Source organism: Vibrio sp. ZOR0018, from assembly GCF_963865925.1.
Taxonomy (GTDB): Bacteria; Pseudomonadota; Gammaproteobacteria; order Enterobacterales; family Vibrionaceae; genus Vibrio; species Vibrio anguillarum.
The window spans coordinates 3,304-4,552 of record NZ_CAWMCN010000050.1 but is presented as its reverse complement, the minus strand read 5'-3'; the positions used below and the strand labels follow the sequence as shown (position 1 = coordinate 4,552).

The 1,249-nt window shown below is 35.6% G+C and carries 1 protein-coding gene; it reads left to right on the top strand.

All coding sequences use genetic code 11. The features are described from left to right. Positions 1–108: 108 nt before the first annotated feature. Positions 109–1,095, top strand: coding sequence for a DUF3644 domain-containing protein (locus tag AACR75_RS02005; protein WP_047691632.1), 987 nt, complete (start codon positions 109–111; stop codon positions 1,093–1,095). Positions 1,096–1,249 lie beyond the last annotated feature (154 nt).

Genomic DNA, 1,249 nt, shown 5'->3' with positions numbered 1-1,249 from the left:
GCAAAATTGCAGTTCAGTGTTTAAGTGTGTTTTTTAAGTTCGGCGGTGCGTTGTCAACCCCTTAGCCGGGCGTTATGTGTCTGTGTGTGAGCTACTCAAGGAGGTTAAATGGAAAAGAGAAATAGAAAAGTTGGATCGATCAAGGTAGAGCTCCTGACAAAATCTAGAGAATCAATGCTTGCCGCGGTACAAATATTCAACAATCCAAATGTGCAATTTAAATCTGAGAGTTTTATTGTTCTATCAAACATCGCTTGGACTTATTTACTTCATGCATATTACCGTTCGAAGAATATTGAATATCGATATTATGATAAACGTGGACAAAAAAAGATGTATCATAAAACAAAAAAGGGAGCATTTAAGTATTGGGAGTTGGAACGATGTTTGGATGATAAGTTATGCCCAATTGATAAAGTTGCAAAGTCAAATTTAAAATTTCTAATTGGTCTTCGTCATGAGATAGAACATCAAATGACGACTCGAATAGACGATTATTTAAGTGCTAGATTCCAAGCGTGTTGCTTAAATTACAACGAATATGTGAAATCACTATTCGAAGATAAACTAGGTATCGATAAGCATCTTTCATTCTCCTTACAGTTCTCATCAATTAAAGAAGAACACGTTAATCAACTGAGAAAATTCACTGATCTTCCTGAGCATATATCTGCTTACATAAATGCTTTTGACACCGATTTACCTCAAAATGAATATAATGACCTCAGGTATTCATATAGGGTTTTATATGTCCCCAAATCAGTTAATCACAAAGGTCAAGCAGATAAAGTTATCGAGTTTATTCCAGCAAATTCACCTGAAGCAGAAAAACTAAATAAAGAGTATGTTCTCATCAAAGAGAAAGAAAAACAGAAGTACCTACCTAATGAAATAGTTAAAATTGTTAACGATATGGGGTATAAGAAATTCAAGATTCACCATCATGTAGATTTGTGGAAGTCTAAGAATGCAAAAGATAAAGCAAAGAATTTTGGAGTTCAGGTTTCCAAATCATGGTACTGGTACGATACATGGCTAAATGAGGTTAAAGCACATTGTGCAGAAAATTCAATAAAATATGGAAAAAACACATAACAAACGCTTTAAGAGGGACAGCCAACGCGCGGCATTTTTACTATGCGTTGGTTTTTGTGGTTACGGTGTCATGCGGAAAGTTAGTAGTAGCGTTGGCTGCCCCTTAAGCGGGCGTTATGCAACTCAGGGAAATTTAGGGGTTCAATCTTTTTAG